General features: G+C 66.6%; 19 protein-coding genes. 9 read left to right on the plus strand and 10 right to left on the minus strand.

Features of this window, described 5'->3' with window-relative positions; all coding sequences use genetic code 11:
* The first annotated feature begins 133 nt into the window (after positions 1–133).
* The gene (locus PO605_RS05270; protein ID WP_016448014.1) at positions 134–1291 is read left to right on the plus strand and encodes a 3-deoxy-7-phosphoheptulonate synthase; all 1158 of its coding nucleotides are present in this window, start codon (positions 134–136) and stop codon (positions 1289–1291) included.
* Positions 1292–1348: 57 nt separating this feature from the next.
* On the opposite strand, the gene PO605_RS05275 is transcribed toward PO605_RS05270, so the two are convergent.
* Positions 1349–1717 (minus strand): YqcC family protein, encoded by a 369-nt coding sequence (locus PO605_RS05275; protein ID WP_016453140.1) that lies wholly within the window; start codon positions 1715–1717, stop codon positions 1349–1351.
* A 247-nt stretch (positions 1718–1964) separates the two neighbouring features.
* Here PO605_RS05275 and PO605_RS05280 point away from each other — a divergent pair, with 247 nt between their 5' ends.
* Positions 1965–2282, plus strand: coding sequence for a hypothetical protein (locus tag PO605_RS05280; protein WP_016448012.1), 318 nt, complete (start codon positions 1965–1967; stop codon positions 2280–2282).
* 83 nt (positions 2283–2365) lie between these two features.
* Here PO605_RS05280 and mpl read toward each other — a convergent pair whose 3' ends face one another.
* Positions 2366–3805, minus strand: coding sequence for a UDP-N-acetylmuramate:L-alanyl-gamma-D-glutamyl-meso-diaminopimelate ligase (gene mpl, locus PO605_RS05285; protein ID WP_047474715.1), 1440 nt, complete (start codon positions 3803–3805; stop codon positions 2366–2368).
* A gap of 244 nt (positions 3806–4049) precedes the next feature.
* Here mpl and PO605_RS05290 point away from each other — a divergent pair, with 244 nt between their 5' ends.
* From PO605_RS05290 to PO605_RS05320, 7 genes are all read left to right on the plus strand, one after another.
* Positions 4050–4658, plus strand: coding sequence for a hypothetical protein (locus PO605_RS05290; protein WP_016448010.1), 609 nt, complete (start codon positions 4050–4052; stop codon positions 4656–4658).
* A 46-nt stretch (positions 4659–4704) separates the two neighbouring features.
* Positions 4705–5205 carry a TlpA family protein disulfide reductase gene (locus tag PO605_RS05295; RefSeq protein WP_016448009.1) on the plus strand — a complete coding sequence of 167 codons (501 nt, stop codon included), beginning with the start codon at positions 4705–4707 and terminating at the stop codon, positions 5203–5205.
* Positions 5206–5350: 145 nt separating this feature from the next.
* A complete protein-coding gene (gene accB, locus PO605_RS05300; protein ID WP_016448008.1) occupies positions 5351–5815 on the plus strand; it encodes an acetyl-CoA carboxylase biotin carboxyl carrier protein in 465 nt (154 codons plus the stop codon).
* Positions 5816–5947: 132 nt separating this feature from the next.
* Positions 5948–7312, plus strand: a complete 1365-nt coding sequence (gene accC / locus PO605_RS05305) for an acetyl-CoA carboxylase biotin carboxylase subunit (RefSeq protein ID WP_016448007.1) — start codon at positions 5948–5950, stop codon at positions 7310–7312.
* 85 nt (positions 7313–7397) lie between these two features.
* The gene (gene prmA, locus PO605_RS05310; protein WP_047474713.1) at positions 7398–8288 is read left to right on the plus strand and encodes a 50S ribosomal protein L11 methyltransferase; all 891 of its coding nucleotides are present in this window, start codon (positions 7398–7400) and stop codon (positions 8286–8288) included.
* A 75-nt stretch (positions 8289–8363) separates the two neighbouring features.
* Positions 8364–9680: a zinc-ribbon and DUF3426 domain-containing protein gene (locus PO605_RS05315; RefSeq protein ID WP_272206161.1), complete on the plus strand. Its 1317-nt coding sequence runs from the start codon at positions 8364–8366 to the stop codon at positions 9678–9680.
* Positions 9681–9714: 34 nt separating this feature from the next.
* Complete coding sequence (locus tag PO605_RS05320; protein WP_017404630.1) at positions 9715–10617, plus strand: carbohydrate kinase family protein; 903 nt, start codon at positions 9715–9717, stop codon at positions 10615–10617.
* A 97-nt stretch (positions 10618–10714) separates the two neighbouring features.
* On the opposite strand, the gene PO605_RS05325 is transcribed toward PO605_RS05320, so the two are convergent.
* From PO605_RS05325 to PO605_RS05360, 8 genes are all read right to left on the minus strand, one after another.
* A complete protein-coding gene (locus PO605_RS05325; protein WP_272206162.1) occupies positions 10715–11671 on the minus strand; it encodes a hypothetical protein in 957 nt (318 codons plus the stop codon).
* 177 nt (positions 11672–11848) lie between these two features.
* A complete protein-coding gene (locus PO605_RS05330) occupies positions 11849–12943 on the minus strand; it encodes a ribonucleotide-diphosphate reductase subunit beta (protein WP_016448002.1) in 1095 nt (364 codons plus the stop codon).
* 206 nt (positions 12944–13149) lie between these two features.
* Entirely contained in the window at positions 13150–16068 is a 2919-nt protein-coding gene (locus PO605_RS05335) for a ribonucleoside-diphosphate reductase subunit alpha (RefSeq protein ID WP_047475295.1), read from the minus strand.
* A 529-nt stretch (positions 16069–16597) separates the two neighbouring features.
* Positions 16598–17251 carry a 1,6-anhydro-N-acetylmuramyl-L-alanine amidase AmpD gene (gene ampD / locus PO605_RS05340; RefSeq protein WP_272206163.1) on the minus strand — a complete coding sequence of 218 codons (654 nt, stop codon included), beginning with the start codon at positions 17249–17251 and terminating at the stop codon, positions 16598–16600.
* Entirely contained in the window at positions 17238–18752 is a 1515-nt protein-coding gene (locus PO605_RS05345; protein ID WP_017407447.1) for a sigma-54-dependent transcriptional regulator, read from the minus strand. Before PO605_RS05345 ends, ampD begins: the two co-directional genes overlap by 14 nt.
* Positions 18752–20515, minus strand: coding sequence for a sensor histidine kinase (locus PO605_RS05350; protein WP_047474686.1), 1764 nt, complete (start codon positions 20513–20515; stop codon positions 18752–18754). Before PO605_RS05350 ends, PO605_RS05345 begins: the two co-directional genes overlap by 1 nt.
* A 2-nt stretch (positions 20516–20517) precedes the next feature.
* Entirely contained in the window at positions 20518–20778 is a 261-nt protein-coding gene (locus tag PO605_RS05355; protein WP_272206164.1) for a PP0621 family protein, read from the minus strand.
* On the minus strand, positions 20775–21590 hold the full coding sequence (locus PO605_RS05360; protein ID WP_082001586.1) for a cytochrome C assembly family protein: 816 nt from the start codon (positions 21588–21590) through the stop codon (positions 20775–20777). The genes PO605_RS05355 and PO605_RS05360 overlap by 4 nt, the downstream gene beginning before the upstream one ends.
* Positions 21591–21661: the final 71 nt, after the last annotated feature.

Below are 21661 nucleotides of genomic sequence, written 5' to 3' on the forward strand. Positions count from 1 at the left end.
GAGGTAAGCGCGCGCACCCGAACAAACCTCCCTCAGAACCGCCGAAGCTGCAGAGCCCGGCGGTTTTTTGTTTTTCCCCTCCCGATTCTTCGCTCCGTTTTCCACGATCCATCTTTCCTCACGAAAGCAAGCAATGACTGCTCATCAAGCTTCCCTCGCCGATTCCTGGTATCGCGGCGGTTCCCAAAAGACTGGCCAAACCGACGACGCACGTATCAAGGACATCACCGTGTTGCCCCCTCCCGAGCACCTCATTCGCTTCTTCCCCATTCGCGGTACGGCCGTCGAAACCCTGATCGGCGATACCCGCCGCACCATCCACAACATCATGGCTGGCGAGGATGACCGCCTGCTGGTCATCGTCGGCCCCTGCTCCATCCACGATCCGGCGGCCGCCATCGAGTACGCGCGCCGCTTGGCGCCCATACGCGAGCAGTACAAGGACACGCTGGAGATCGTGATGCGCGTGTACTTCGAAAAGCCGCGCACCACCGTGGGCTGGAAGGGGCTGATCAACGATCCCTACCTGGACCAGAGCTACCGCATCGACGAGGGCCTGCGCATTGCGCGGCAACTGCTGATCGACATCAACCGCCTGGGCGTGCCGGCCGCCAGCGAGTTCCTGGACGTGATCTCTCCCCAGTACATCGCCGATCTGATCAGCTGGGGCGCCATCGGTGCGCGCACCACGGAAAGCCAGGTCCACCGTGAACTGGCCTCGGGCATCTCGGCGCCCATCGGCTTCAAGAACGGCACGGACGGCAACATCCGCATCGCCACCGACGCCATCCAGTCGGCCAGCCGCGGCCACCACTTCCTGTCGGTGCACAAGAATGGCCAGGTTGCCATCGTGAACACGGCGGGCAACCAGGATTGCCACGTCATCCTGCGCGGCGGCAAGACCCCCAACTACGACGCTGCCAACGTGGCCGCTGCCTGCGAGGACCTCGAAAAGGCGGGCCTGACGCCCACGCTGATGGTCGACTGCAGTCACGCCAACAGCTCCAAGCAGCATGAGCGCCAGAAGGACGTGGCCCGCGACATCGCCGGACAGATCAGCGGCGGCTCGCGCAGCGTGTTCGGCGTGATGATCGAAGGCCATCTCGTGGGCGGCGCCCAGAAGTTCACGCCCGGCAAGGACGAAGTGGCTGCCCTGACCTACGGCCAGAGCATTACCGACGCCTGCCTGGGCTGGGATGATTCCCTGGCCACGCTGGCCGAGCTGTCCGACGCCGTGCGGCAGCGCCGCGTCAAGCAGACCGAGGCGGCAGCAGCCTTGGTGGCTGCCTGAGGCGCAAAAGAAAACGGGGCGTCTGCGCCCCGTTTTTCGTGCCTGGCCGCTCCGTGGTCAGTGGGACGATGTGGCGTCCGGCGGAGTCAGACCGCACTGGTTCAGCGTGTCGTCTATGCCCTGCAGCAGGGCCAGCAACTGGCGCTTGTCGAATTCCACGGGCTGGCTCCACTCATGTTCGGCCAGCGGATGCACGTGGCTTTGGCAGGGCAGCTGGCCGCCGGCCTCGATCACGGCACGCAGCCGGGGCAGGAAAACCCACTGCAGCCATTGCTGCAGCTTGAGCGTGTCGTACATGAAGGGCATGGTCGACGCCATGGCCTCGGGGCTTGGCGCCACGGCCGACCAGAGGCTCTGGCCGCGCAGCTCATCTTCGAGCTGCTGCAGCTGGTCAAGCAGTTTCTGGTGTGTGGTGTCGGTCGTCATGCGATGCGGTTGATGAAGATTCGGGGTCCAATCTGCAGGCGATTGTACGTTTGCACCTTGAAGCGGGCGCCGTGCCGCCATGAAACACCTGCTGCTGGCAGTGCCAGCCCCAGGCTGCGGCGCTTGCGCCATGTCAGCTTGCCCGGGGTGTGGAAAAGGCGCTTGCGGTTAAGCTCGCGGTATGAGTAACGGCCCTGTCCGCGCGAGCAGGCACGGGGTTGTATCCAGTAATGACGAGAGGAGTTCCATGCGCAGCGAAGTGATTGTGGTGTTGGATGCCGGAAAAGAGTACCGCACGGACACCAACGGGCTCACCCCCATGAGTTCCGATGAAGGACGGCATTGGCTGGACCAGCAGTTCATCTCCATGGACTGCGAGCCCCTGCGTGCCAGCGGCAAGGTACTGCTGGCCGACAAGCTGGTGGTGGTGGCGCGCGCGGCGCGTTCGCGTGCGGGGCTGTTCGACGACGAGCAGTGGCGCAACAGCTATGCCGTTGCAGCCCAGGCCGTGCTGTCCAAGCCGCTGATCCGTGTCGACGTGCCCGCCATGTCCATCAGCTACTGACGGCTGACAGGCGAAGGCACATGAAAGAAGCCCGGGCATGTCCCGGGCTTCTTTCATTGGGGTGGGGCTTGCTTGCGCTTTGTTCAGCCTGCGGTCTGCAGGGCGGCCAGCAGCTTGGGGTGTATGCCGCCGAAGCCGCCGTTGCTCATGCACACCACATGGTCGCCCGGCCGGGCGGCTGCGAGGATCTGTCCGATCAGCGTGTCCATGTCGCCTGCCACCTGCGCCTTGCGGCCAGGGCCCACGCCCAGGGGATGCAGCGCCTCGGCGGCGTCCCAGTCCAGGCCGGCCGTGTGGCAGAACACCAGATCGGCGCTTTCCAGGGACCAGGGCAGTTGCGACTTCATGGTGCCCAGCTTCATGGTGTTGCTGCGCGGCTCGAACACCGCAAGGATGCGTGCCTGGCTGCCGAGTTTGCGGCGCAGGCCGTCCAGCGTGGTGCGTATGGCCGTGGGGTGGTGGGCGAAGTCGTCGTAGACGGATACGCCGCCCGCCATGCCGCGCAGCTCCATGCGTCGCTTGACGTTCTGAAAGCGCGCCAGCGCCTCGCAGGCCTGTGCCGGCGTCACGCCCACGTGCTCGGCTGCCGCAATGGCGGCCAGCGCATTGAGCTGGTTGTGTTCCCCGGTCAGCGCCCATTCCAGGCGGGCCACCTTGCGGCCACGGTGCAGCACGTCGAAGGCGCTCGGATCGCCCTCTGCGCTGAAGTCGCTGACCACCGCCCCGAAGCTGGAAACCTCGCTCCAGCAGCCCTGGTGCAGCACGCGGGTGATGCTTTCCTCGATGCCGTTGACAACAAGCCGGCCCGAAGCGGGGACGGTGCGCACCAGATGGTGGAACTGGCGTTCGATGGCACCGAGATCCTCGAAGATGTCGGCGTGATCGAACTCCAGGTTGTTGAGCACGGCCGTGCGCGGGCGGTAGTGCACGAACTTGCTGCGCTTGTCGAAGAAGGCCGTGTCGTATTCATCGGCCTCGATGACGAAGACGGGCTCCGCGCCGGCCGGGCCCTCGCCTGGCGTCGGGCGCCTGGATGCACCCAGGCGGGCCGAGACGCCGAAGTCCAGCGGCACGCCGCCGACCAGAAAGCCCGGGGCCAGGCCTGCGCATTCGAGAATCCAGGCCAGCATCGACGTCGTGGTCGTCTTGCCATGCGTGCCGGCCACGGCCAGCACATGGCGCGGGCAGGACGGATGGTGCAGCACATGTTCGCAAAGCCATTGCGGCCCGCTGGTGTAGGGAGCGCCGCTTTCGAGGATTGCCTCCATCAGCGGGAACTTGGGGCTGCCGTCGGGCAAGCGCGCGCGGCTGACCACGTTGCCTACGACATACATGTCGGGTTGCAGGGTCATCTGGTCGGCGCCGTAGCCCTCGATCAGCTCGATGCCCAGTGCACGCAGCTGATCGCTCATCGGCGGGTAGACGCCGGCGTCGCAGCCTGTGACGCGGTGCCCAGCTTCGCGCGCCAGCGCGGCCAGTCCGCCCATGAAGGTGCCGCAGATGCCCAGAATATGTATGTGCATGGCCGGGCATTCTACGGTTGCCGCCATGTCCGGGATGGCTGGCCTGCAAAAACAGGAGCTTGCGGCCCAGCAGGCACCGGGTCCCGGAAACACAAGGTTGCGAAATCGCCGGTGCAAGGCGCTGGCAGGAACATGCAAAGCCCGTCAGCGGCCGGCGTTGCCGCGGCTTGGGTCACAATGGCCCGGGGCCATCCGCAGGGAAGGCCTCTTATATATATGTAGGGATACAGCGGATCGTAAAGCCATGGACCAAGCCACTGCCGAAATTGCCCAGACTGCGGCCCGCCTCGTGGTCGAGGAAGGTCTGGAATGGGGGCCTGCCAAGCACCGCGCTGTGCGCCAGCTGGGACTGCCCTCGCGCACTGCGCTGCCGGGCAATGACCTGGTGGAAGAGGCTGTGCGCGAATACATCGCCCTGTTCTGCGCCGACACCCAGCCCCAGGAACTGCAGGCCCTGCGCGAGCTGGCTCTGCAATGGATGGATCGCCTGGCCGAGTTCCGTCCCCACCTGGCCGGCGCCGTCTGGCGCGGCACGGCCACGCGCCTGTCCGATATTTATCTGCAACTGTTTTGCGACGACCCCAAATCGGCAGAGATCGCACTGATCAACCAGCATGTGAACTACGAACCCAGCACCGTGACGGGATTCACCGGCCAGAGCGTGGAGGCGCTGAGCATCCATGCCTTCTGCCGCCCGCTGAACGAGGATGTGGGTGTGCACCTGCTGGTCCATGATCTTGACGATCTGCGCGGCGCGCTCAAGCCCGATGGACAGGGGCGCAGCCCGCGTGGCAGCGCAGAGGCATTGCGCAAGCTGTTGAACCAGGACGAAGGGGAGGCCGACCGTGGCTGATTCCGTGGATGCAGGTCAAAACACATCTTCCCGCCGCCGCTGGCTGATGGGCGGCGTTGCCGCCGCTGCGGGACTGGGTGGCGCCGGATTGGCCTGGTGGCGATTTCAGCCCCATGCCATGGAGTCCAGCGCCGAAGAGCAGCTGTGGCAGCAGCGTTTCATCACGCCGGATGGCTCGGCCATGACGCTGTCGCGCTGGCGTGGCAAGCCGGTGCTGGTCAATTTCTGGGCCACCTGGTGCCCGCCGTGCGTGCGCGAACTGCCCATGCTGGATGCCTTCTCGGCACGCCAAGACCAGCATGGCATTCAGGTCATTGGCCTGGCCGTGGACAAGCCCGAGGCAGTGCAGCGCTTTCTGGGCCGCACACCCCTGCGTTTCCCCGTGGCGCTGGCGGTGGAAGGCGGTCTGGGCCTGACCCGCTCGCTCGGCAATCTGCAGGGCGGACTGCCCTTCACCGTGCTGCTCGGCGAGGATGGCCTGGTGCGGCAACGTAAAATAGGTGAGCTTACTACCGAAGATCTGGCTTCCTGGAGCGCAAAAGGCTGATTTCCGCAGCGACCGAGCCTGTGCAGGCTCAGGAAATCCCCCGAATTCCATGGCGACGTTGATGAAAAATATGCCTCAAAGCACGCAGAAGGGCGAAATTGGAGTAAATTCGCGCCCTATTTAGTTGTTAGCCGCTGGAGCTCCCATGGATTTGCGAAAACTCAAGACCCTCATTGATCTGGTGTCCGAATCGAACGTGTCGGAACTGGAGATCACCGAAGCAGAGGGCAAGGTCCGGATCGTCAAGAGCGAAGGCGCCGTGGTGCAGCACTACGTGGCTGCGCCCATGCAGGCTCCGATGGCTGCGCCCGTGGCAGCACCTGTGGCCGCTCCTGCAGCAGCGCCCGTGGCAGCCCCTGCCGAGGCAGCCGTCGCGGGACATGTGGTGAAGTCGCCCATGGTCGGCACCTTCTACCGCGCATCCAGCCCTGGCGGCAAGCCTTTCGTGGAAGTGGGCAACCAGGTCAAGGAAGGCGAGACCATCTGCATCATCGAAGCGATGAAGATTCTCAACGAGATCGAGGCCGACAAGAGCGGCACCATTACCCGCATCCTGGGTGAAAACGGCCAGGCCGTCGAGTACGGCCAGCCCCTGTTCGTGATCGAGTAACCTGCAGGCGAGCGATGCCGCAAGCGGCACGACGCCCTGGCGCGAACGCATGCCGCGGCGCGACAGAGCAATTGGCTCAACTGACGGCTTCGGCCTGCGTACCGCCGCAGGCACCAAGCCGCGAGGACCTTCATGTTTAAGAAAATTTTGGTTGCCAACCGGGGCGAGATCGCCCTGCGCATCCAGCGCGCCTGCCGTGAACTGGGCATCAAGGCGGTGATGGTGTATTCCGAGGCCGACCGTGACGCAAAGTACGTCAAGCTGGCCGACGAGGCCGTGTGCATCGGCCCCGCTCCTTCGCCGCTGAGCTACCTCAACATGCCGGCCATCATCTCGGCCGCCGAGGTGACCGACGCCGAGGCGATCCACCCTGGCTACGGCTTTCTCAGCGAGAACGCCGACTTTGCCGAGCGCGTGGAAAAGAGCGGCTTCACCTTCATCGGCCCCACGCCCGACAACATCCGCACCATGGGTGACAAGGTCTCGGCCAAGCAGGCCATGATCAAGGCGGGCGTGCCCTGCGTGCCGGGCTCGGACGGCGAACTGCCCGACGATCCGGTGCAGATCCGCCGCATCGCCAAGGCCGTGGGCTATCCGGTGATCATCAAGGCCGCAGGCGGCGGCGGTGGCCGTGGCATGCGCGTGGTGCATACCGAGGCGGCGCTGATCAATGCCGTGCAGATGACCAAGGCCGAGGCCGGTGCGGCCTTCGGCAATCCGGCCGTCTACATGGAGAAGTTCCTGCAGAACCCGCGCCATGTGGAAATCCAGATCCTGGCCGACAACCATCGCAATGCCGTCTACCTGGGCGAGCGCGACTGCTCCATGCAGCGCCGCCACCAGAAGGTCATCGAGGAAGCGCCGGCTCCCGGCATTCCCCGTCGCCTGGTCGAGAAGATCGGCGAGCGCTGCGCTGCAGCCTGCAAGAAGCTGGGCTACCGTGGCGCAGGCACCTTCGAGTTCCTCTACGAAAACGGCGAGTTCTACTTCATCGAGATGAACACGCGCGTGCAGGTGGAGCATCCGGTGACGGAACTGATCACGGGCGTGGACATCGTTCGCACCCAGATCATGGTGGCCGCAGGCGAGAAGCTGCCTTTCACCCAGCGCCAGATCAATGCCCAGCTCAAGGGCCATGCGATCGAATGCCGCGTGAATGCCGAGGACCCCTACAACTTCATGCCTTCGCCAGGCCGCATCACCATGTGGCATGCGCCCGGTGGCCCGGGCGTGCGCGTGGACTCGCACGTCTACAACAACTACTTCGTGCCGCCGAACTACGACTCCATGATCGGCAAGATCATCGTTCACGGCGACACGCGCGAGCAGGCGCTGGCACGCATGCGCACTGCGCTGCTGGAGACCGTGGTCGAAGGCATCAAGACCAACATCCCGCTGCACCAGGACCTGATGGTGGACGCCAAGTTCATGGAAGGCGGCACCAACATCCACTACCTGGAAGAGTGGCTGGCGCACCGCAACGCCAACAAGCGTTGAGCGGGTCACCCGATCGACCATGCATGCTGGCCCCCGGCGACGGCGGCCGGCATTTTTCATTGATTGCTTAGAAAAGGATGGGCCCATGTTCGAGTTGAGCCTGCTGTGCCCGGAAGACCGGGTCGAAACCATCAGCGATGCACTGGATGCGCTGGACGCCCTGAGCGTATCGGTCGAGGACGCCGACGCGCAGACCGAGGCCGAGCAGGCCCTGTTCGGCGAGCCCGGCATGCCGCCACCCAAGGACGGCTGGCAGCGCAGCCGCCTGGTGGCGCTGTTCCCCACGCAGCAAGCGGCCGAAGAGGCACGTGATCTGCTGCTGCCCCAGGACTTCTTCGAGGGCTGCAGCATCATCGCCGTCAAGCAGGTGCCCGAGCAGGACTGGGTGCGCCTGACGCAGTCGCAGTTCGCCCCCGTGGACATCACCCCCGAATTCTGGATTGTTCCCACCTGGCACGAGCTGCCGCCGCAGGCGCGCGTGAGCATCCGCCTGGACCCGGGCCTGGCCTTCGGCACGGGTACGCACCCGACCACGCGCATGTGCCTGCGCTGGATCGCACGCCAGCCCGAGGGCAGCCTGGGGCGCACGCTGGACTACGGCTGCGGCTCCGGCATCCTGGCCATCGGTGCGGCCAAGTTCGGTGCCACCGACATCGACGCGGTGGACATCGACCCGGCTGCCGTGGAGTCCACGCGCTACAACGCCGATGCCAACGCCGTGCAGTTGAAGGCCGGCCTGCCCGATGCCGTGACGGGTGTATACAGCACCGTGCTGGCCAACATCCTGGCCACGCCGCTCAAGGTGCTGGCGCCGCTGCTGTGCGCCCGCGTGGCGGAGGGTGGAAGCCTGGTGCTGGCCGGCATCCTGGAGCGCCAGGCCGACGAACTCAAGCAGGCCTACGCGCCGTACCTGGCACTCGAAGTCGCCGACAGCGAAGATGGCTGGATCCTGATGACCGCGCGCCGCGCGGCCTGATTTGCGCCACGAGTCCCTGCGCGGCTGCCGCCTTCATGGCGCGTGCCGCGAGCAGCTGCCTACAATCGATCGCTGATGAGCCAAGTCACCCGCTGTCCTGCCTGTGGAACCCGCTTCAAAGTGGTGGCCGACCAGCTGCGAATTTCGCAGGGGTGGGTGCGCTGCGGCGTCTGCCATGAAGTGTTCGATGCCTCCGAGGATCTGCAGCCCCTGCCGGCCACGCCTGCGCATGCCGCCGGCAATCCCTTGGCGGGCGGGGCATCGCTCGATGGGCCGGAATTCGAGGACGATGACATCCGCGAATTCCGGGAGTCCATGTGGCTGCCGACGGCGCCCGTGGGGCTGCCGGGGCGGGGTGCTCCGGCACCGGCTGCAGCCACGGCAACTGCTGCAAGCACGGCGCCTGCTGCCAGGGTCGAGCCTTCGCCTGCCGTGCCGCCTGCCGAAGCTGCGGCTCCGCAGGCGCCCGCGTCCCCGGCACCGCCTGCGCAGACCCCTTCGGCTTTTGCCGCCGACGATCCGGGCCGCGAGTTGCCTGGCGCGTCGCTGGTGGACGAGATCCTGGCGGCGTCCGTGGCTGCACCAGCGGCGCAGCCCCAGCCTGACGCGCGGCATGGGCCGGCGGTGGCGTCCCCGCCCGGCCTGGAGCCCGAACCCGAGCCTGAACACAAGCCTGTTTCCGCGCCATCGCCGCACAAGGTGGATGGTGCCGTGCCGTCCCAGAAAGCCGATGCGCCTTCGCTGTCCGTCCCGACGGGCCTGGTCCGTGAATCGGAGCGGCAGGCGCAGGTATCCGTGCCTTCGCCGGAGCTCTCCCGCTGGCCCGACAGCGACGGCGAGGGTGGCAGCGACGACCAGCCTGCGCTGCCTGAGGCCGAGCCCGGCTTTGTGCGTCAGGCGCGGCGCAAGGCCTTCTGGCGCCGGCCTGCCGTACGCGTGGCCCTTGTGCTGGGCTGCCTGCTGGGCGCGGGCGCTTTGGCAGGCCAGGTGATGTGGGGCCAGCGCGATGCGCTGGCCGTGCAGCATCCTTCGCTGGCGCCCACGCTGCAGACCCTGTGCGCCATGGCGGGCTGCGAGCTGCAGCCGCGCCGACAGATCGGCGATGTGGTGATCGGCAGTTCGGGTTTTCGGCAGCTGCCGCGCAACGGCCAGTACCAATGGAGCCTGAGCCTGGAGAACCGTTCCGACTTCCCCGTGGCCATGCCCGCTGTCGAACTCACGCTCACCGATGCGCAGGACAAGCTGCTGCTGCGGCGCGTGATCCGGCTCGACCAGTTCGGTGCCCCCGCGCAGATCGAGGGCCATGGCGAATGGAGCGTGACCGCCCCGGTCGAAGTGCAGGGCCTGGAGTCCGCCGTTGCCGGTTACCGCGCCCTGGTTTTTTATCCCTGATTCCCCTGACTCTTCAAGAAAGCCGAGACACACCATGGCCGCTCTCATCTGCGGATCGCTTGCGTTCGACAACATCATGACCTTCGACGGAAGGTTTGCCGACCAGATCCTGCCTGACCAGTTGCACATCCTCAATGTGTCCTTCCTGGTGCCCACGCTGCGCCGCGATTTCGGCGGGTGCGCGGGCAACATCGCCTATGCGCTGAGGCTGCTGGGGGGCGATGCCTGGCCCATGGCCATGGTGGGCAGTGACGGTGCCGACTATGTGCAGCGTCTGCAGGAGCTGGGCGTGCACACGGCGCACATCGGCCAGTTGCAGGACACGCACACGGCCCAGTGCATGATCATGACCGACCGCGACAACAACCAGATCACGGCCTTCCACCCGGGCGCCATGATGCAGGCCCACGGCAACCGCATCACGCCCGAACTCAGGGAGCAGGTGCGCGTGGGCATCATCGCTCCCGATGGCCGCGAGGCCATGATCGAGCATGCCCAGCAGTTCAAGGCTGCAGGCATTCCCTTCGTCTTCGATCCGGGCCAGGGCCTGCCCATGTTCGACGGGCAGGATCTGCGCCGCTTCATCGAGCAGGCCGACTGGGTGGCCGTGAACGACTATGAAGCCCGCATGCTCAGCGAGCGCACGGGCTGGAGCCTGGAGCAGATTTCAGGGCAGGTGCAGGGCCTGGTGGTGACGCTGGGCGCGCAAGGCTGCGAGGTCTGGGTGCAAGGCACCAGGACCCCGGTGGCGCCTGTGCAGCCCGCTGCCGTGGTCGACCCCACGGGCTGTGGCGATGCGTGGCGTGGCGCCCTGCTGTTCGGCCTGGAGCGTGGCTGGGATCTGGTGCGTTGTGCAGAACTGGGCAACCGCCTGGGTGCGCTCAAGATTGCCAGCCGCGGCCCGCAGAACTACGTGCTGGACTTCGCCAAGCCCTGAGGCGGTGATCGCCGGGTGGCGGTACAGCCGCCATCGTCGCAATGAAAAAAGCCCGACTCGAAAGAGCCGGGCTTTTTGCTTTGAGACCGGAGAAGTCTCAGGGCTTGCTGCCTGTGGGGAAGGGCCATGCGGCTTGGGGTGCCAGGCGGGTTTGCGCGATGGGCGCGGGTGCGGCAGCGGGAGCTGCAGGCGCGGCAGCGGCGGGAGCTGCTGCGGCCTTCTTGGGAGCAGTGGCCTTCTTCGGCGCTGCAGCCTTCTTGGCGGGAGCGGCAGGAGCTGCTGCAGCCTTGGCGGGTGCTGCTGCGGGCTTGGCAGCCGGTGCAGCGGCGGGCTTCTTGGCCGCAGGAGCTGCAGCCTTCTTGGCGGGAGCTGCGGCCTTCTTGGCGGCAGGAGCAGCAGCCTTCTTGGCAGGCGCGGCAGCCTTCTTTGCAGCAGGAGCAGCAGCCTTCTTGGCGGGCGCTGCGGCCTTCTTGGCAGCAGGTGCAGCAGCCTTCTTGGCAGGAGCTGCGGCCTTCTTGGCAGCAGGCGCAGCAGCCTTCTTGGCGGGAGCTGCGGCCTTCTTGGCAGCAGGAGCAGCAGCCTTCTTGGCAGGAGCGGCGGCCTTCTTTGCAGCAGGCGCAGCAGCCTTCTTGGCGGGAGCGGCGGCCTTCTTGGCAGCAGTAGCAGCAGCCTTCTTGGCGGGAGCAGCGGCCTTCTTTGCAGCAGGAGCAGCAGCCTTCTTGGCGGGAGCAGCGGCCTTCTTTGCAGCAGGAGCAGCAGCCTTCTTGGCAGGAGCGGCGGCCTTCTTGGCAGCAGGAGCTGCAGCCTTCTTGGCGGGAGCAGCGGCCTTCTTCGCAGCAGGCGCAGCAGCCTTCTTGGCAGCAGGAGCAGCAGCCTTCTTGGCGGGAGCGGCAGCCTTCTTTGCAGCAGGAGCCGCAGCCTTCTTGGCGGGCGCTGCCTTGGCAGTGGCCGTGGCTTTCTTCACGGCTTCAGCCTTGGGGGCGGCCGCCTTTTTGGCGGTGGTCTTCTTGTCGGTGGGGGCCTTGGTAGAGGCCGTCTTCTTCGCAGTTGCCATCATCTTCTCCTTCGTTGATTTGCACAAAACACTTCGGGGTACGGGGCTCCGAAGCGATTCAATGCGATGTGGAGTGACGCATCGCAATGAACACGGAGACGCCCCACGCCGCAACACCATCGGTATTGCAAAAGCGTGAAGCGCGTCATGGTTCGCATTGTGCCTGCAGAGAAGCGATTAATCCCAGGAAAGTGCGCCTCCGGTTTGATACTCGATGACGCGTGTCTCAAAGAAGTTACGTTCCTTCTTCAAATCGATCATCTCGCTCATCCAGGGGAACGGGTTTTCCTCGTTCGGGAACAGGGCCTCCAGGCCGATCTGCGTGGCGCGGCGGTTGGCGATGTAGCGCAGGTAGCCCTTGAACATCGATGCGTTCATGCCCAGCACGCCGCGCGGCATGGTGTCCTCTGCGTAGCGGTATTCCAGCTCGACGGCCTTGACGAAAAGCGCCGTGATTTCTTCCTTGAATTCGGGTGTCCACAGCTGCGGATTTTCGAGCTTGAGCTGGTTGATCAGGTCGATGCCGAAGTTGCAGTGCATGGACTCGTCGCGCAGGATGTACTGGTACTGCTCGGCAGCGCCGGTCATCTTGTTCTGACGGCCCAGGGCCAGGATCTGCGTGAAGCCCACGTAGAAGAACAGGCCCTCCATCAGGCAGGCGAAAACGATGAGCGACTTCAGCAGCGTCTGGTCGGTCTCGAAGGTGCCGGTCTTGAAGCTGGGGTCCATGATCGCCTCGATGAAGGGGATCAGGAATTCGTCCTTGTCGCGGATGGAGGGAACCTCGAGATAGGCGTTGAAGATCTCGCCTTCATCCAGGCCCAGCGACTCCACGATGTACTGGTAGGCGTGGGTGTGGATGGCTTCCTCGAAGGCCTGGCGCAGCAGGAACTGGCGGCACTCGGGTGCGGTGATGTGGCGGTAGGTGCCCAGCACGATGTTGTTGGCAGCCAGCGAGTCGGCCGTCACGAAGAAGCCCAGGTTGCGCTTGACGATGCGGCGCTCGTCCTCGGTCAGGCCGTTGGGGTCCTTCCACAGGGCGATGTCGCGGTTCATGTTCACTTCCTGCGGCATCCAGTGGTTGGCGCAGGTGGCCAGGTACTTTTCCCAGGCCCACTTGTACTTGAAGGGCACCAGCTGGTTGACGTCGGTCTTGGCGTTGATGATTCGCTTGTCGGCGGCGTTGACGCGCTGGTGTGTGCCGGTGGCGGGGGCAGCTCCTGCGCCGGTCGGCGTGTTCGAGAGAGTGGCGTCGTCGTCAAAGGTCAGCATTGCAATTTTCTCCGGCATGCCCTGAGGCATATGTTCAGTTCATTCGGTGCGAAAGAGGCCTCTCTTTCTGCTCCGGTCAATGTAGGACCATGGGTGGCCTGGCATGTTGAGCAGGCCCAAGGTCCATGGCGAAGATCCTGCGCATGGCGCTGGCTGGCGGGCAGGGCGCGGGGCCTGCGCCGTGGCGAGGCCCCGCGCTGCGCGGCTTACTGGCAGGCTTCGCAGCCGGGATCGTCGATGGCGCAGAACTTGATGTCCGTCGCCGGGGCCTGGGCGCGTGCGGCGGCTGCCGCGGCTTCCAGGGCGCTGGAGGTGCTCACGGCAGCGGGCTGGGCGGCAGCCGTGGGCACTGCGTTGAGCACGCGGCTTTGCACCGTGGACTTCTCGATGTTGGTGGCGCTGGTGGTGCGCAGGTAGTAGGTGGTCTTCAGGCCACGCAGCCAGGCCAGCTTGTAGGTGTCGTCCAGCTTCTTGCCCGAGGCGCCGGCCATGTAGATGTTCAGGCTCTGGGCCTGGTCGATCCACTTCTGGCGGCGTGCAGCGGCCTCGACCAGCCAGGTGGGCTCGACCTCGAAGGCGGTGGCGTACAGGTTCTTGACGTCCTGGGGCACGCGGTCGATGGGGCGCAGCGAGCCGTCGAAATGCTTGAGGTCCATGACCATCACGTCGTCCCACAGGCCCAGGCGCTTCAGGTCGCGCACCAGGTACTGGTTGATGACGGTGAACTCGCCGGACAGGTTGGACTTGACCGACAGGTTGCCGAACGAAGGCTCGATGGAGGCATCGACGCCGACGATGTTGGAGATGGTCGCCGTGGGGGCGATGGCCACGCAGTTGGAGTTGCGCATGCCGTGCTGGCCGATCTTGGCGCGCAGCGCATCCCAGTCCAGGCGCGAGGAACGGTCCACTTCCACGTAGCCGCCGCGGGCCTTCTCCAGCAGGTTCAGCGTGTCCAGCGGCAGGATGCCCTGGTCCCACAGCGAGCCCTTGTAGCTGGAGTACTGGCCGCGTTCCCTGGCCAGTTCGGTGGAGGCCCAGTAGGCGTAGTAGCAGATGGCTTCCATCGACTGGTCGGCGAACTCGACGGCCGCGTCGCTGGCGTAGGCGATGCGCATTTCATAGAGCGCATCCTGGAAGCCCATCAGGCCCAGGCCCACGGGGCGATGGCGCAGGTTGGAGTCCTTGGCCTTCTGCACGGCGTAGTAGTTGATGTCGATCACGTTGTCCAGCATGCGCATGGCCGTGGTGATGGTCTTGCGCAGCTTGCCGTGGTCGATGGCGCCGTTGGTGATGTGGCGCGCCAGGTTGACCGAGCCCAGGTTGCAGACGGCGGTCTCGGTGTCGCTGGTGTTCAGCGTGATCTCGGTGCACAGGTTGGACGAGTGCACCACGCCGGCGTGCTGCTGGGGCGAGCGCACGTTGCAGGGGTCCTTGAAGGTGACCCAGGGGTGGCCGGTCTCGAACAGCATGGACAGCATCTTGCGCCACAGGTCCACGGCCGGGATGCGCTTGAACAGCTTGAGCTCGCCGGTGTCGGCCTTGGTTTCGTAGGCCGTGTAGGCGCGCTCGAAGGCTGCGCCGAAGAGGTCGTGCAGGTCGCCGACATCGGAGGGCGAGAACAGGGTCCACTGGCCCTTTTCCATGACGCGCTTCATGAACAGGTCGGGAATCCAGTTCGCCGTGTTCATGTCGTGCGTGCGGCGGCGGTCGTCACCCGTGTTCTTGCGCAGCTCGAGGAATTCCTCGATGTCCAGGTGCCAGGTCTCCAGGTACGTGCAGACGGCGCCCTTGCGCTTGCCGCCCTGGTTCACGGCCACGGCCGTGTCGTTGACCACCTTGAGGAAGGGCACCACGCCCTGCGACTCGCCGTTCGTGCCCTTGATGCGCGAACCCAGGGCGCGCACGCGCGTCCAGTCGTTGCCCAGGCCGCCGGCGAACTTGGACAGCAGGGCGTTTTCCTTGATCGACTCATAGATGCCGTCCAGATCGTCGGGCACCGTGGTCAGGTAGCACGAAGACAGCTGCGAGCGCAGCGTGCCGCTGTTGAACAGCGTGGGCGTGCTGCTCATGAAGTCGAAGGAAGACAGCAGTTCGTAGAACTCGATGGCGCGCGCGTTGCGGTCCTCTTCCTGCAGCGCCAGGCCCATGGCCACGCGCATGAAGAAGGACTGGGGCAGCTCGATGCGCGTCTTGCGCACGTGCAGGAAGTAGCGGTCGTACAGGGTCTGCAGGCCCAGGTAGTCGAACTGCTGGTCGCGTTCGGCCTTGAGGGCGGCAGCCAGGCGGGGCAGGTCGTAGTTCAGCAGCTCAGGGTTGAGCAGCTCGTTGTCCACGCCCTTCTGGATGAAGCCGGGGAAGTAGGCGGCGTAGGCCGACTGGATGTCGGCAGGCTGCACGTCATGGCCCATGACCTCGCGCACGATGGTGTGCAGCAGCAGGCGGGCGGTGACGTAGGTGTAGTCGGGGTCCTTTTCGATCAGCGTGCGCGCGGCCAGGATGGAGGCCTTGAAGACTTCTTCGATCGGCACGCCGTCGTACAGGTTGCGCAGCGTCTCGGCGACGATGGGCGCGGCCTGGATGTCGGCATTGAGGTTGCGGCAGGAGGCCTCGATCAGGGCCAGCAGGCGGGCCTGGTCCAGCGGAACGCGCTGGCCGTTGTCGGTCACATGCAGCACGGGGGCGGTCGCGGCCGCAGCGGCGGCAGCGGCCTCGGCGGCCTTCTTCTGCTCGGCACGCTCCTGGTTGCGGCGGTCGCGGTACAGCACGTAGGCGCGCGCCACGTCGTGGTGGCCGCCGCGCATCAGGCCCAGCTCGACCTGGTCCTGCACGTCTTCAATATGGAAGGTGCCGCCGCCCGGACGCGAGCGCAGCAGGGCGCGCACCACGGCCTGGGTGAGCTCGTCCACGGTCTCGCGCACGCTGGCGGAGGCAGCGCCCTGGGCGCCGCGCACGGCCAGGAAGGCCTTGGTCAGCGCGACGGCGATCTTTTGCGGGGTGAAGGGCACCACGTCGCCGCTGCGGCGGATGATCTGGTAGCCGTCCTGCACGGACAGGTGATGGGCGGAGGAAGGATTGGCAGCATCACCGTGCGCAGCGGGAGCCAAAGAATTCAGTGCTTCTTGCATGAGTTTCCTCAACGGGTGTTTGTGGATAGAACGGACGCGGACCTGCACTGGGGGCAGGCTTGCTGGGATATGGAATCGATGGCCGGATGTGCACACCGTTTTCACAGGGTGTGCACAGCTTGTGAACACTAGATATGGTGTCCGGCGTGCTCTCAGGCACTACCTGTAGTGTATCGCCGTCTCATGTACACGGGGTACTCACGGCCGGAAAACCGCTGTTTGCGCTGCGCCAAAACAGTGCCCAGTATGCAAGCCCATAGCAGCAGATCACCGCTGCGCGGTGGCTGGCGGGCGATGGCCTGTCGCAAGCCGCTACAGACTTGCCGCTGCGCCGGTCGGACCGCCGAAAGCCCCATGAACAGTGGGGCTGCGACACATGCGTGAATTTGTAAAAAAAGATCAGGCCGGCCCGGCGTGCGCCTGCGCGCCACATGGGTTGCTTTCTGGATTGACAGCGCACTTTTCCTGGGCCTGTGGACAAGCCGGCCTGCGTGCAAGGCCTGGCGCAGTCCGGCAGGAGGGTGTGTGCTTACGTGGAGGGCTGGCCGGCGCGGGGCGGCAACTGCCAGTTCGCCGTGGCCTGGTGACGGGACAGCAGCCCGCGCAGCCGGGGCCAGTCGAAGCCGGGGCCGGGATCGCGTTTGCGGCCGGGCGCAATGTGCTCATGGCCTGCGAGATGGGCGACGGGGTAGCGTGCGGCGATGGCTTCGCACAGGTTCTCCAGGGCCGCATATTGCGCCGGCTCGAACGGCAGTCCCTCCAGGCCCTCCAGCTCTATGCCGATGGAGTCGTCGTTGCAGCGATCCTTGCCGCGCCAGCTGGAGGCGCCCGCATGCCAGGCGCGCGCGTCACAGTCCACAAATTGCCAGACCTCGCCCAGGCGCGTGACGAAGAAATGGGCCGACACCTCCAGGCCGCGTATGCCCTGGTAGTAAGGATGGGCGTCCCAGTCGAGCTGGTTGGTGAACAGTTGCTGGACCGCCCCCGTGCCGTACTCGCCGGGGGGCAGGCTGATGGAGTGCACGACGACCAGATCGACCAGGGCCTGGGCCGGGCGCTCGCCGAAGTTGGGCGAGGGCAGGTGGCGTGCCTGTTGCAGCCAGCCGCCTTGCCAGGTCCAGGCCGGGGCCGTGGTCGTGGTCGTGGTCGTGGTAGCTGGTGCCTGCGGATCAGGCTTCGCCATGGCCGCCTCCGTCCGCCTCGGCGCTGGCGTCGCCGGGCAGGGCGATGTTCAGCCGGTCGATGCGGTAGCGGATCTGGCGCAGGCTCAGCCCCAGGCGTGCGGCCGTGGCCGTGCGGTTGAAGCCGTTTTCCTGCAGCGCCTGCACCAGGATGCCGCGCTCGCGCTCGTCCAGCCAGGCCTGCAGGTCGCGGGGCAGCTCCATGTCGGCAGGCTCCGGCGGCGGTGCGGCGCCGTCGTGCGCCTGGGTCTGCGTCGATGCGGGTGGAGCCGGCGGAGTGCCGCAGGGCAGCTGCATCTCGGGGTCTATGCGCAGCGGCCCTTCCTCGCCCAGCGTGATGGCGCGGTGCAGCAGGTTCTCCAGTTCACGCACATTGCCGGGCAGGGGCAGGCGGGCGATCTGCTCCAGGGAACGCTCGTCGATCTCGGGCATGGGCAGGCCCGACTCCTGCGACAGCCGTGCCAGCAATGCACGGCACAGCGCGGGCAGGTCCTCGCGGCGCTCGCGCAGCGGCGGAAGAAGTACTTCGATGACGTTGAGGCGGTAGTACAGGTCCTGGCGAAAACGTCCTGCCTGCACGTCGGCGGCCAGGTCGCGGTGGGTGGCGCTGACGATGCGCACGTCGGCCGCTTCCTCCTGCGCCGAGCCCAGGGGGCGCACGCGGCGTTCCTGGATGGCGCGCAGCAGCTTGGCCTGCATGGGCAGCGGCAGGTCGCCGATTTCGTCGAGGAACAGGGTGCCGCCGCGTGCCGCCTGGAAATAGCCGTCGCGGTCCTGGGTGGCTCCGGTATAGGAGCCCTTGCGGGCGCCGAAGAACTCGGCCTCCAGCAGGTTTTCGGGGATGGCGCCGCAGTTCACGGCCACCATGGGGCCGTGGGCGCGCTGGCTGCAGGCGTGCAGGGCGCGCGCCACCAGCTCCTTGCCCGTGCCCGACTCGCCGTGCACCAGCACCGGCGCCATGCCGCGCGCCACCTTGGCAATGCGCTGCTTGACGGCCTGCATGGCGGGCGACTCTCCAACCATGGCGTCGAGCGCCCCGCCGCCGCTGAGCACGGGGCTTGCGGCCGACGCCGCCGAGGGGCTGCGCGCCGGCATCACGCCGGGGGGCGGCACGCCGCCCACGCCCTGGGCGGCCGAGGCCACGACCAGGCGGAACTGCTTGAGGTCCACGGGCTTGGTCAGATAGTCGAAGGCGCCCGAGCGCAGGGCTTCGACGGCATTTTCGGCCGAGCCGTAGGCGGTCATGACCACGCAGCGTTCTCGCCGCTGCTGGTTGCGCAGGTCCTGCAGCAGCTCCATTCCCATGCCGTCGGGCAGGCGCATGTCGGTGATGACCACGTCGAAGCGCTGGGTCTGCAGCTGTTCGCGCGCCTCGCCCACGCTGGCGGCGGTTTCCACGCGGTAGCCTTCGCGCAGCAGGGTCAGTTCATAGAGGGTGCGCAGATCCGGCTCGTCGTCCACGACAAGAATCGATGCGGCAGCGGGCAGGGAGTTCAAGGGCATCACACCACAATCTGGTCAAACAGGGAGGCCGGCAGAGCCGATGCGGCGCCGGCGCGGAACACGATGCTGAAGGCATTGCCCTCGACAGGGCCGTGCGGCGCGGGCCGCGACAGCCGCTGGTAGCTGATGCCTGCATCGTAGCGCTGGCACAGCTCGCGGCAGATGTACAGGCCCAGGCCGCTGGAGCGGCTTTCCGACGAGAAGAAGGGCTCGAACAGATGGCGCTGCACCGTGGGCTCCAGTGCGGCGCCGTCGCTCCAGACCTGCAGCCAGATCTGGCCTGCGGCCGGCGCGCCGGTCAGCACCTGCAGCGTATGCGGCTGCTGGGCGTTGCTGCGGTAGCGCTGGGCGTTGTCCAGCAGGTTCACCAGGATGCGGCGCAGGTGCTCGCCGTCGAACACCACGGTCCTTGCGCGCGCGTCCAGCAGCAGCTGGATGCTGCGCGCAGGCTGGCCCTGGGCCTGCCACTCCTGGCAGGCCTGGGCCACATGCTGGTCCAGGTCCAGCAGGCCGGCGTGGGCCTCGCCAATGTGCTGCTGGGCCCGCGCGATGTTGAGCACGTCCTCGACGGTGCGCGCCAGCCGCTCGGCGTTCTGGCCCACGATGCGGCACAGCTGCTGCTGGGCCGGGTTCTGCGCCAGATCTTCTGCCAGCAGGGCGTTGGCCTGGGTGATGGCGGCCAGCGGATTGCGGATCTCATGGGCCACGGCGGCGGACATGCGGCCCATGGAGGCCAGCTTTTCCGTGCGCAGCCGCGCCTCCAATTCGCGCAGGTCATGCAGAAAGACCACGCACAGCTGCTGCAGCAGCGCGGGCTCGGCGGCATCGGTGGCGTCGGACGGGGTGGCGACCTCGGTCAGCCAGGTTCGCAGATGCAGTCCCGTCATGCCTTCCTGGCCGATGGACTGCAGATGGATGGCGGCCGATATCGGCAGGTTCTGGGCAAAGCTCTGGGCCACGGCATCCTGCAGCCGCTGCCAGCCGGCGTGTTCCTTGAGGGCGAAGGGCAGGGCATGCGCGTCGGCCAGTCCCAGCAGGTGCAGCGCGGCCGGGTTGGCCTGCTGCACGCGGAATTGGGGATCAACCACCAGCACGCCTTCGCCCAGGTGGCGGATCACCAGGGCATTGACCTGCTCCTGGGCCTGGGCCTTGCGGCTGCTGTGCTGTGCCAGGTGCCGCTCGCGCCGCACGCGGCGCGCCAGCTCGTGCGTCAGATAGGCCACGGCGAAATAGCCTGCGCAGGCAAAGCTGGCCTGGTAGTAGGCCTGGGTACTTTCTATGCGGCCCGCCAGGTCCTGCCATGCGACCCAGCCCAGGGTCAACAGCGTGACGCTGGCCGTGGTGGCCAGCGCCAGCGTCAGATTGCCCAGCACGGCCGAAATCAGGATGGGGATGGCCAGCAGGGCCGAGTAGTTGAGCGGGCCTGTCTGCAACACCTGCAGCAGGCAGATGGCCGCGATGTCCACGCCGATCACGGGCAGCCAGTGCACGCCGGCGCGGGCAGAGGGCGGCTGCTCGCGTGCGGTCAGCCGCACCAGCAGCGTCAGCCCCAGGTAGCCCAGGCAGACCAGCCAGACCAGGGGATTGCCGCCGGGCTGCACGCTGAGCAGCGCCAACTGCAGCAGCAAAAGCGCAGTGGCGATGAGAACACGGCCCGTCAGAAATCCCTGCCACAGCCGGACGAAGGGGGCGTTGGCGTCGTGCGGCGACTGCGCCGTGGCCTCGTCGATGGTGGGCGGCTGGGAGCGGGCGGCGTCCTGCATGCTCAGCGCCGTTGCGCCAGGGCCCGGTGCTCGGCGCTGCAATAGCTGCGGCCTGCGGCCTCGATGGCTTCGCTGCGCGGCAGGTGCAGGCCGCAGTGCGCGCATTCGACCATGTCCTGTGGAGCCGCCAGCGGCGCGTTGGCCGGGTTGGCCGGGTTGCGCGGCGCAGCCGCCTGGCGCCGCTCGCGGGCCTCGGCACGGCGCTGGCTGCGCCAGACGCCGACGGCAACGACGATGACGATCAGGACCAGCAGGTACTTCATGCGGCGCGCTCCAGCAGCACTTCCATCACGAAGCGTGATCCCGCATAGGCCAGCAGCAGCAGCACGGCGCCTGCGTAGAGCACGCGCACGGCGCTGCGGCCACGCCAGCCAAAGCGCGCACGGCCGATCAGCAGCACGGCAAAGGTCAGCCACGACAGCAGCGAGAACACCGACTTGTGGTTCCAGACCCAGGCCTTGCCGTAGAGCTGTTCGCCGAACAGCCAGCCTGCGGCCAGCGTGGCCGTGAGCAGCACAAAGCCTGCGGACACGAAGCGGAAGGTCAGGCGCTCCAGCGTGAGAAGGGGCAGGCCGCTGTCATGCCCGCCACCGCCCAGCCGCATGTGCTGCTCGGCGCGTGTCATCAGCGAGGCATGGACCACGGCGGCGGCGAACAGTCCGTAGGAGGCAATGCCCAGCGCCAGGTGCAGCGGCAGCCAGGGCGAGGCGTTGACATGCAGGGGCGTTCCCGGAAACAGCGCGGCCAGGAGCACGGCGGCCGTGCCCAGCGCTGACAGCGCCAATTGCGCGCGCATCTTGGGGAACAACTGCTGTTCGACCCCATAGACGGTGAGCACCAGCCAGGCCGTCATGGACAGTGCTGGCGCGAACCCGAAGTGCGGCTGTTCCCCGAGCAGGCCCCAGGCCAGGGCCAGGGCGTGGAGCACCCAGGCCAGGCGCAATGCGGCGCGGGCGCCGGCATGGCTGATGCGTCGGGCACCGGCGGCCGGCACGGCATAGGCCACGGCTGCGGCAAGCGCCAGCATCCAGCCCAGGGGCGATGCGTTGGCGGAAATCAGGGGGACGGAGAGCATCTTTCTATGATAGCTGTGGCTTTCCTGCCGCCGGTTGTGCAGGCTCAGAATCCGGGCGCCGTGCCGTGGTT

The organism is Delftia sp. DT-2 (assembly GCF_028401915.1).
Lineage (GTDB): Bacteria > Pseudomonadota > Gammaproteobacteria > Burkholderiales > Burkholderiaceae_C > Comamonas > Comamonas tsuruhatensis.

Bases quoted from the DNA above. Each gene is read 5' to 3' on its own strand.
- PO605_RS05280 (WP_016448012.1), top strand. From the start codon at position 1,965: ATGCGCAGCGAAGTGATTGTGGTGTTGGATGCCGGAAAAGAGTACCGC.
- accC (WP_016448007.1), top strand. From the start codon at position 5,948: ATGTTTAAGAAAATTTTGGTTGCCAACCGGGGCGAGATCGCCCTGCGC.
- PO605_RS05330 (WP_016448002.1), bottom strand. From the start codon at position 12,943: ATGCTGACCTTTGACGACGACGCCACTCTCTCGAACACGCCGACCGGC.
- PO605_RS05315 (WP_272206161.1), top strand. From the start codon at position 8,364: ATGAGCCAAGTCACCCGCTGTCCTGCCTGTGGAACCCGCTTCAAAGTG.
- PO605_RS05290 (WP_016448010.1), top strand. From the start codon at position 4,050: ATGGACCAAGCCACTGCCGAAATTGCCCAGACTGCGGCCCGCCTCGTG.
- mpl (WP_047474715.1), bottom strand. From the start codon at position 3,805: ATGCACATACATATTCTGGGCATCTGCGGCACCTTCATGGGCGGACTG.
- PO605_RS05355 (WP_272206164.1), bottom strand. From the start codon at position 20,778: ATGAAGTACCTGCTGGTCCTGATCGTCATCGTCGTTGCCGTCGGCGTC.
- PO605_RS05320 (WP_017404630.1), top strand. From the start codon at position 9,715: ATGGCCGCTCTCATCTGCGGATCGCTTGCGTTCGACAACATCATGACC.
- PO605_RS05350 (WP_047474686.1), bottom strand. From the start codon at position 20,515: ATGCAGGACGCCGCCCGCTCCCAGCCGCCCACCATCGACGAGGCCACG.
- PO605_RS05335 (WP_047475295.1), bottom strand. From the start codon at position 16,068: ATGCAAGAAGCACTGAATTCTTTGGCTCCCGCTGCGCACGGTGATGCT.
- PO605_RS05295 (WP_016448009.1), top strand. From the start codon at position 4,705: ATGGGCGGCGTTGCCGCCGCTGCGGGACTGGGTGGCGCCGGATTGGCC.
- PO605_RS05270 (WP_016448014.1), top strand. From the start codon at position 134: ATGACTGCTCATCAAGCTTCCCTCGCCGATTCCTGGTATCGCGGCGGT.
- PO605_RS05345 (WP_017407447.1), bottom strand. From the start codon at position 18,752: ATGCCCTTGAACTCCCTGCCCGCTGCCGCATCGATTCTTGTCGTGGAC.
- PO605_RS05325 (WP_272206162.1), bottom strand. From the start codon at position 11,671: ATGGCAACTGCGAAGAAGACGGCCTCTACCAAGGCCCCCACCGACAAG.
- prmA (WP_047474713.1), top strand. From the start codon at position 7,398: ATGTTCGAGTTGAGCCTGCTGTGCCCGGAAGACCGGGTCGAAACCATC.
- PO605_RS05275 (WP_016453140.1), bottom strand. From the start codon at position 1,717: ATGACGACCGACACCACACACCAGAAACTGCTTGACCAGCTGCAGCAG.
- PO605_RS05360 (WP_082001586.1), bottom strand. From the start codon at position 21,590: ATGCTCTCCGTCCCCCTGATTTCCGCCAACGCATCGCCCCTGGGCTGG.
- accB (WP_016448008.1), top strand. From the start codon at position 5,351: ATGGATTTGCGAAAACTCAAGACCCTCATTGATCTGGTGTCCGAATCG.
- ampD (WP_272206163.1), bottom strand. From the start codon at position 17,251: ATGGCGAAGCCTGATCCGCAGGCACCAGCTACCACGACCACGACCACG.